At 60.0% G+C, this 8,357-nt stretch carries 10 protein-coding genes; 3 read left to right on the top strand and 7 right to left on the bottom strand.

Going from position 1 to position 8,357, the window contains the following annotated elements; translation table 11 throughout:
* On the top strand, window positions 1-456 hold a 456-nt coding region (locus AC1D1Z_RS20750), incomplete at its 5' end, for a methyl-accepting chemotaxis protein (RefSeq protein WP_477851630.1).
* 47 nt (window positions 457-503) lie between these two features.
* Here the strand turns inward: AC1D1Z_RS20750 and AC1D1Z_RS20745 are convergent.
* From AC1D1Z_RS20745 to AC1D1Z_RS20735, 3 genes are all read right to left on the bottom strand, one after another.
* Complete coding sequence (locus tag AC1D1Z_RS20745; RefSeq protein WP_018245871.1) at window positions 504-1,640, bottom strand: NAD(P)/FAD-dependent oxidoreductase; 1,137 nt, start codon at window positions 1,638-1,640, stop codon at window positions 504-506.
* Between the two features lie 95 nt (window positions 1,641-1,735).
* The gene (locus AC1D1Z_RS20740) at window positions 1,736-3,274 is read right to left on the bottom strand and encodes an amino acid ABC transporter permease/ATP-binding protein (RefSeq protein WP_477851629.1); all 1,539 of its coding nucleotides are present in this window, start codon (window positions 3,272-3,274) and stop codon (window positions 1,736-1,738) included.
* Between the two features lie 90 nt (window positions 3,275-3,364).
* The gene (locus tag AC1D1Z_RS20735; protein ID WP_018245873.1) at window positions 3,365-4,192 is read right to left on the bottom strand and encodes an ABC transporter substrate-binding protein; all 828 of its coding nucleotides are present in this window, start codon (window positions 4,190-4,192) and stop codon (window positions 3,365-3,367) included.
* Window positions 4,193-4,374: 182 nt separating this feature from the next.
* On the opposite strand from AC1D1Z_RS20735, the gene AC1D1Z_RS20730 reads away from it, so the two are divergent.
* Both AC1D1Z_RS20730 and AC1D1Z_RS20725 read left to right on the top strand, forming a co-directional pair.
* Window positions 4,375-5,445, top strand: coding sequence for a LacI family DNA-binding transcriptional regulator (locus AC1D1Z_RS20730; RefSeq protein WP_018245874.1), 1,071 nt, complete (start codon window positions 4,375-4,377; stop codon window positions 5,443-5,445).
* 176 nt (window positions 5,446-5,621) lie between these two features.
* Window positions 5,622-6,725 (top strand): helix-turn-helix transcriptional regulator, encoded by a 1,104-nt coding sequence (locus AC1D1Z_RS20725; RefSeq protein WP_477851628.1) that lies wholly within the window; start codon window positions 5,622-5,624, stop codon window positions 6,723-6,725.
* A 148-nt stretch (window positions 6,726-6,873) separates the two neighbouring features.
* On the opposite strand, the gene AC1D1Z_RS20720 is transcribed toward AC1D1Z_RS20725, so the two are convergent.
* The 4 genes from AC1D1Z_RS20720 to AC1D1Z_RS20705 form a co-directional block, all read right to left on the bottom strand.
* Window positions 6,874-7,224, bottom strand: a complete 351-nt coding sequence (locus tag AC1D1Z_RS20720) for a hypothetical protein (protein ID WP_018517832.1) — start codon at window positions 7,222-7,224, stop codon at window positions 6,874-6,876.
* Window positions 7,225-7,295: 71 nt separating this feature from the next.
* On the bottom strand, window positions 7,296-7,556 hold the full coding sequence (locus AC1D1Z_RS20715) for a hypothetical protein (RefSeq protein ID WP_018245877.1): 261 nt from the start codon (window positions 7,554-7,556) through the stop codon (window positions 7,296-7,298).
* A gap of 132 nt (window positions 7,557-7,688) precedes the next feature.
* Complete coding sequence (locus AC1D1Z_RS20710) at window positions 7,689-7,919, bottom strand: hypothetical protein (protein ID WP_026188714.1); 231 nt, start codon at window positions 7,917-7,919, stop codon at window positions 7,689-7,691.
* A gap of 124 nt (window positions 7,920-8,043) precedes the next feature.
* Window positions 8,044-8,292, bottom strand: coding sequence for a hypothetical protein (locus AC1D1Z_RS20705; protein ID WP_018245879.1), 249 nt, complete (start codon window positions 8,290-8,292; stop codon window positions 8,044-8,046).
* Window positions 8,293-8,357: the final 65 nt, after the last annotated feature.

The raw sequence follows: 8,357 nt of genomic DNA, 5'->3' as shown, positions 1-8,357 counted from the left end.
GCCCTGAACGCCGGCATCGAAGCGGCCCGCGCCGGCGAGGCCGGAAAAGGCTTTGCGGTCGTGGCCCAGGAAGTGCGCGATCTGGCTCAACGCTCCGCGGAGGCCGGCCAAAGGATCAAACAGCTCATCGGACGTTCGCAGACGGAGATTACCAACGGAGCGCGTGTCGTCCGCGAGACGAGCGAAGTCCTCGAAAGCATTTCGGCGAAAGTGGTCACCGCCTCCGAGCAGATGGACGTCATCGCTCGCTCGAGCAGAGAGCAGTACAACGCCCTCCATGAAGTGAATTCTTCCGTCAACCGGATGGATCAGATGACGCAGCAGAATGCGGCCATGGTCGAAGAAACCAGCGCGGCGACGAAGGAACTTGCCGACGAGACGAGGATACTCCTCCAGTTGATCGATCAGTTCCAATTGGAGCAAACGGGGGCGCTTCGTCGAACCGCCGCGGCATAGAACGGTCATCCGCTTGGCGAGCGGCTCAAGCTTCCGCATCGCGACCTTCACCGTCGCGATGCGCTGAAACGCTCCGGCCGAAAGTCCGCCAGCAGTGGATGGCGGCGTCCGGTGGCGATCTCGTCCGCCAGCAGTTCGCCGGCAATCAGGCCGAGGGTGGCACCGCTATGGCTGAAGGCAACGAAATAACCAGGGATTGACGGCAACTCGCCGAAGACCGGCTCACCATCGCCCGGAATGGGCTTCGGACCGACCCCATAATCTTCGATCTCCAGTTGCGGATTGCCTTCGAGAACCCTTGAGGCCTCGCGCAGCAGCCCCTCCAGCGTCGATTGCCTGACATCATAGCTGCCGTCGGGCTTCACGCTCACCTCTTCCTCGGACCAGGCGGAATCGAGCGCGAAGCCGCCGCCGGGCGTCGGGCGGATGGCAATGCGAGGTGTGTTGAGCACCGCCTTCAGCGGATGGCGGAGCGGCTTGGTCCTGACGAGAAGCGCAATAGGCGTTGCATCGCCGATATGCTGGCCGACCTCAGCCACGATCGCGGGAACGTCACCGCCCGCAGCAAGCAGCACGGCATCCGCATCGCGGCGCATGCCGTCGGCCGTGATCACGCCACGGGCACGCCCGCCTTCGATATCGACCGTCGCGCGACCGGCGTCCGTGACGATCTCGCCGCCCAGCGTGCGGAATTCTTCCGTAAGCGTGCCGATCAAGGACGGAAGATCGACCCAGCCCTCCCCGGGATTGAAGATCGCGCCTTGCGGCGTCACGGCGCTTGCGTCGACACCCGGCGTCGTCGCGGCAATCCTTGCCGGGGCGAGCCATTGCGCGTGATAGCCGAGATCGCGCTCATAGTCGAAGATCTCGGCGATCTCGTTGCTACCATCGTCCGCATCCCAGGTCAGGCCGCCGTCGAAGCGCAGCCACGGCGCATTGGGATATCGGGCGGCCAGCGTGCGATACCGATCTATGCCGGCCAGACGCAGCCGGTGATAGGCATCGGCGCGTTTACGCGCCGAGTTGAGCCAGGCAAGCGAACGGCCGGAGGCGCCGTTGGCAAGCGGACCGTCGTTAATGAGCACGGTGCGGACCCCGAGCCGCGCCAGATGGACTGATGTCGAGACGCCAAAGATCCCGCCACCGATGACGACGACCTTCAAGGGTTTGGTGGAAGCATTCATGTCGATAACCTTGTTTTCTGCTCTTGCTACAGCGGGTGAAATCCGGCGCAGCCGGTGTGAGGACGACCGGGGCACCATGCGTTGCCTCGGGCGCTTCAGAGAACTTCCGCAAGGAAGCGCTTCAGCCGCTCGCTTCGGGGATTGTCGAAGATCTGCTTCGGGCAGCCGGCCTCGACGATGCGGCCCTCATCCATGAAGACGACCTGGTCGGCCACCCTGCGCGCAAATCCCATCTCATGCGTCACCACGGCCATCGTCATGCCCTGGCGGCCGAGGGCGGCCATCAGGTCGAGCACGCCCTTCACCAGTTCGGGATCGAGCGCACTCGTCACTTCGTCAAACAGCATGACCTCCGGATCCATGGCCAGCGCGCGTGCGATGGCGACGCGCTGTTGTTGCCCACCCGACAGACCTGCGGGCCGATGATCCTTACGCCCTGCAAGACCGACATCGGCCAGACGTGCCTCGGCGATGCGCCGCGCCTCCTGCCTCGGCATCTTCTTGATCTTGGTCAGCGAAAGCATGACGTTCTCGAGTGCCGTGTGGTCGGGAAACAGGTTGAAGTGCTGGAACACCATCCCCACCCGCCGGCGCAGCCTCTCCGGCTTCATCGCCAGGATGCTCTCGCCATCGAGCAGGATGTCACCACCCTTCGGTTCGACAAGCCTGTTCATGCAGCGCAGCAGCGTCGATTTGCCCGAGCCGGAAGGGCCGATGATGCAGGTGACGGTACCGGCGGCGATGTCGAGATCGACCCCCTTCAGCACGTCGAGATCGCCATAGGCCATGGTGAGGTCCCGGATGTTCAGGGCGCCGCCTTTGAAGCGCGGCGTACTCTCCTCCGCCGCCTTGGCTGTGGGACCTGGGCCGGTGGCGGCCTGCAGCTCGCTCACCTCGATTAATCCGCTCGCAGCACCCGAGCCGCGACCTTGTTTTCCGAGCCGCAGTCTCGCATCGATATAATTGACGAAGTGGGTCAGCGGCACCGTGATGACGAGGTAGAAGACGCCCGCCAGCAACAAGGGCGAAAGATTGCCCGTGACGACAGCCTGATCCTRCCCGACACGGAATATCTCCCGCTCGGAGGCGAGCAATCCCAGGAAGTAGACAAGGCTGGAATCCTTGACGTTTCCGATGAATTGATTGACCAGCGCCGGCAGAACGCGCCTGATGCCTTGCGGGATGACGATCAGGCGCATGCCCTGCCCGTGGCTCATGCTGAGCGCCCGGCAGGCTTCCATCTGGCCGCGCTCGACGCTTTGAATGCCCGATCGGAAGATTTCGCCGATATAGGCTCCGGCAATCAGGCTGAGCGCCAGGATGCCGAGCGGAAATGGCGATGGACCGAAGATCTCACGCCCGATCCGGGCAAAACCCTGGCCGATGATCAGGATCGTGACGATCGCCGGCAGCCCGCGGAAAACATCGGTGTAGATGYGTGCCGGCAGCCGCAGCCAGCGTGACTGCGAGATGCCCATCACGGCGAGAGTCATGCCGATGACGACACCGAGTACGGTCGAGGCGGCGGCCAGGATCAGCGTATTCTTCAGGCCGACGCTGATCATGCTCGGCAGAACTTCCGCCATGGCATCCCAGTCCAGGAAGCTGCGGCGCAGATTTTCAAGCCAGTTCATTCAGATCCCCATGAATTCGTGCTCGGCGCAGACGCCGCCGTCCGGCAGAGCCTTGGTAAGCCGCCCGCCATGAGCGGGCGGCTTGCGGCGTCACTTCTTGGGAAGATACTGTTCCGGCATCGGTGAGCCGGGGAACCATTTTTCATAAAGGGTCTTCCAGGTACCGTCCTGCATCGCATCGTGAAGCGCGCCGTCCAGCGCCGTGCGAAAGGCATCATTTCCCTTTCGGACCACGAAGCCAGCAGGCGCATCGAAGGACGGGATATTCACGGCAACCTTCAGAGCGGGATAGCGCTCGCCATATTGCTTGGCGGCCTCGTAGTCGAGAAAATGCGCATCGACCGTTCCGTTGTTGAGCGCGGCCACGGCAGAATTGTTGTCGGGGAATTTCACCAGATCAGTCCCCCCGAAATTCTTGGCTGCATAGACTTCCTGCAAGGTCCCCTGCACGACGCCGAGACGCTTGCCCTTGAGGCCATCGGCATCCTTGATACCKGCATCCGGGGTCAGGACAGAGAGATAACCGGCAAGATAGCCGTCGGAAAAATCGACGGTCTTCTTGCGGGCTTCGGTTGTCCCGATCGCCGCAACGGCAACGTCGAACCGTTCATTTGCGACCGACGGCAGGAGTGCTGAAAATTCCTGGCCCGTGAACGTCACCTTGTCTTTTTGAAAGCCGAGGCGGGAGACGACGTTGAGAAACAGCTCGATATCGAAACCGGTGAACTGGCCGTCCGCCGTCGCAAACGTATAGGGCTTGGAATCGCCCATCGTCCCGACGCTGATCACCCCGGGCTCGATGAGGTTATAGGGATTGTCGGCGGCGGCCGCAGAGCCTGCGCCCATCGCAAGAAGGCATGTCAAAAGGCCAGCCCGCAATGGGGCGAGGGTGGCCACGAATGATTCAAAAGGTTTCATGTTCGTTCTCCGCTCTGAAAGGAATGCTCTTGTCGGCATCGTCGGGTCGCCCTGCCCCACCGCACATTGCGATAGAGATTTCTGGACAAGATACCGGTCTCCTGTATAAAGAGACCGGTCTCACAACATATTTGATATCCGTCAATTGACCGGTCGTCAACAACTCTTGTAGTCCTCGGCTCATGGAAGATTCCGCTCATTCGAAACGTGCAGTTACGGTCGCCGACGTCGCCAAGGCCGCAAAGGTTTCGAAGGCGACGGCCGCCCGTGTGCTCGGCGGCTACGGCGTGGTCAGCGCCAAGATCACAGATCAGGTCATGGCGGCGGCCGCCGCCCTCGAATACCGCCCGAACGAGCTCGCCCGGAGCATGAGCACCGGAAGGTCCGGCATCATCGGGGTCGTGGTCGGCGATATCGAGAACGCTTTCTTCAGTCTGGCGGTACGCGGCATCAGCGACGCGGCCCGTCTTGCTGGATTCAACGTCATCATCGCGAATTCGGGCGAAGAGCTCGATGCGGAAAAATCGGCCGTCGACCTCCTGATCGGCAAACGTGTCGATGGCCTGATCGTCACTCCAGCCCGCTGCGACAGCATCGAACATCTGCGGCACGTCCGCCGCGCCGGCGTGCCGCTGGTCCTGTTCGACCGGGCCATCCCGGAACTCGATGTCGACGCCGTGACCGGCGACGACCGGGATGCGGCCATCACCGCGACCCGCTATCTGATCGCGCAAGGACATCGCCGCCTCGCCTACGTCTCTGCCATGGATGCCGAGGATGGTGGGCTCACCGATATCGGGCGGATCTCGAATTCCGCCGTCCGCGAACGCGTGGAGGGTTTTGTCAGCGTCCTGACCGAGGCGGGTTTGCCGAACCCTCTTCATTATATCAGGCTCGGCGCCACGAACCATCAACAGACGGACAGCGTGATCAAACGCCTGCTCTCGGAGGGATCGCCGCCAACGGCACTGCTGGCTTCAGACAGCCTCGTCGGCTTGCGCATCTTCAAGTCGCTGCAGTCGCTTGGCCTGTCGATCCCCAAGGACGTCTCGATGATTTCGTTTCTCGACGCCGACTGGACCAGCGTTACCGTTCCGCCGATCACCATCGTCGACCAACGCGTCTATGAGATGGGCAAGCTCGCCGGCGAGCGGCTCATCGCCCGCATCGAACGCGCCCCGCTTGCCGTCGAACGCCTGCGCGTCAGCACGAGCCTCGTCGTGCGCGGCTCCGTCGCAACTATCGACCGGTGAGAACTATGGAGTTGGCCATACCTGCATCGCTTGCGAAGCAGCGAGTAGTACCGCATTGCGATTGGTCACGAATGCCCATGGCCGCCGATTTGATATTACATGGGGCTGCTGTTGTCTTTGCCTGAGCAACGTTATTTAATACCGGAAATACTCGCTGTGGGATTTTCAGAAAGATCATGCTCCAGTCAAAAGACGCTTCATCTGAGCTGATAGATTTGATCTATGGAAGTCTATTCGGTGAGTGCGATTGGCAGGATTTTCTGGATCGCGTGGCGCAAACTTCGCCAAATGGAAAGGCCGCCCTCCATTACCACGATCTGGCCTCGCCTGTGGCCCATGTTCCTTACGTATCGGGGTTCTCGAGGACCGAGGTCGACCAGTTCAGCAGCCACTTTGCCGCTGTGAACCCCTGGATTCCGAGATTGAGCTTTGTGCCCGTCGGTCAGGGTGTCTGCGGAGACGAAATCTTTCCACGCAAGGACTTGCTCAAATCGGAATTCTACAATGATTGGCTGAAGGGACAGGCCCAATGCGAGACGAGCATTGGTGTCTCCATCATTCGGGAGGAAACCCGCACCTTCGTCCTATCGACCTGCACGTCGTCAGCAGACCCCGATTTCAACAAAGAAGCAGCCGGGCGCTACACGATACTCGCTCCCCATTTGAAAAGGGCTTTCGATTTCATCCGGAAGCGCGATCTGCTCGCCCCGGAAAGACAGACAACGCAAACGCTGTTTGATAGCATCGGCGTCGGACTGATCTACGTTTCGGAGCATGGGCGAGCACGCCAATGGAATAAGAGCGCAGAAGCCTTAATGGCGGCTGGCTTTCCTATGCATGTCGCCCCAAGCGGCAAGCTCGAACTTCAATGCGAGAAGTCGACTGCCKTTCTCGATTTCCTGACGTCAAGAAAGGGTGTGCAAACAAGGCCGCATACGGCGATCGCAAAGGGGAAGGACAAGGCTAGTTATCGGATCACACTCCTTCGGCTCCAGTCCGATGCATTCACCGAGTTCTTGGAGGGGCCGACTGTGGCCGTCATTGTCGAGCCGATGGTGGCCACGCCACTCAATGAGCGGCGAGACTTCTTAATGGAATCCTACAAACTGACTGCGACGGAGATTCGGATCGCCTCAAGCATTGCCTCCGGCCATTCTCCAAAGGAGGTGGCCATAGCCGATCACATCAGCTACGAAACGGTCAGAACCCACCTCAGAAACATCTATTCCAAGCTCGGGGTAAACTCCCGGGTTGGTTTGGTCGCGCTGCTCATGCGCTGACGATAGACTTGCAATTCGTCTCCTACCGCCCGCATGGCTCATATTGCGAACGGGTTAATACGACCTAGCAAGTCTGGAACACGGCTAGTGTTACCGTGGGCCTATACCGCAAAGCTCGAACCCGCAGCCCAGTAGAACCGCCTGGGCTTCACTCGCCGTAGATGGCAATTCCAATGGTGGCAGTGGCGACGTAAACGCAGAATCCAACGGCTACCCCAGCAAAAAACCCAGCAGCCAAGCTCGTCCTTTTGGTGATAACGATTGCGGCAGCTAGTGGTCCAAGCAGCAAACCGAGCGCTTGCACAACACCTAGCGCTCCATAGTTCATATTGTGAACTGACTGCTGGACAACATAAATCCAGACGAATATGCCGCCGAAGACGATTAAGCCTGCACCGGCTCCCAAAATCCAGCCATGCCGTCTCCACACATTCCGTAATTCCCAAAGAGCGGGAGGCAGCGCAAACGCCCACGGTATAAGATCAGTTATTGTCCACATTTACGAAACTTCACAAGTTTCTAGTCTGTGAACTAACCGTTCGAAGACGTGGCCTGGGAACACCGTCTACACTAGTCATAGAGCTCGCCGTGACCAATCTGCTCCCTGGCAGGCGCATCGCTGATTGAGGGGTCGTCGGCCGGATCTGGCTCTCTCTTGTTGGCATCGCTCAGAAACTGCGCGGCCTTAAGGAGTGCCGCGGTTATCTCCTCGGTGCCCCATCCGGCTTCATTGGCGGCTGCAATCAGCCTTTCCAACGCGTCGCGCGCGGCTACGGTCGCCTCTTCGAAGCGCTTCGCGGGAGATTCGGTCTTCGGCGGTGGAAAGGTCATCGGCGTTCCCTCCATAGGTCCGGCTATTGTGGATGAACGCGGCCCAGCGGAAATGGATGCACGACCATGCTGATTTAACAAACCGATGCCCTGCCCCGCCATACCGGCTACGACTGGCGACGTCTTTCCGCCTCAGATGACCGTTTTCAACAGAAACGGAGAGCGCTCCAACGGACGCTGGGCGAGGATTCTCAGCATCGCCGGGCCTTGTATGCCGGAAGTCGTGCAAGAGTGGCCGTCGTGATAGACCACCGTCATGACGCGGCTCAGACTATCGTATCTGATCTCTGCGATCGTCCGGGTGTGAACCGGAAAGATGAATTCATGGGGTTGAGATTCCTCCCCCGAAGTGTTCAAGCTCATTGCGATGCCCCAACGAAAAAGCAATTTTGGCTCGACCCTGCCCTGGTCTGAGCCTAACTGCGCCAATCAAGCACATATTGCTGCGACGGTCGCGTGACATCAGCGTGACACGCAGAATCAGCCGTCAATGCAATGTCCCACGGATCTCGTGTGCGAGAGCGGTTTGCGACCAGCATTCAACCGTGCGCGCCAGCGATCGAACGGCTTCGTCCACATTGAAAACCACGTCCCCGAGCCGCTCGATCTCATAATCGAGCTCATAGACCTCGACTTCGTCGAGGTCGTCACTCTGCAGCAGTCGCCTCATTGCTTCGACGAGGCGCTCAGTGCGCCCAACGACATCAAGAGCGCTGCGTATGATGATATCCAACATGAATGTCCCCTCGCTTCGATAACGAAGCGTCGGCCATAATCGTGACGCTGACAATCCTGAAATCT

It is taken from the genome of Rhizobium sp. P1_E1, assembly GCF_056406015.1.
The sequence above is the reverse complement of the archived record's forward strand: the minus strand, read 5'-3'. Positions and strand labels throughout refer to the sequence as shown.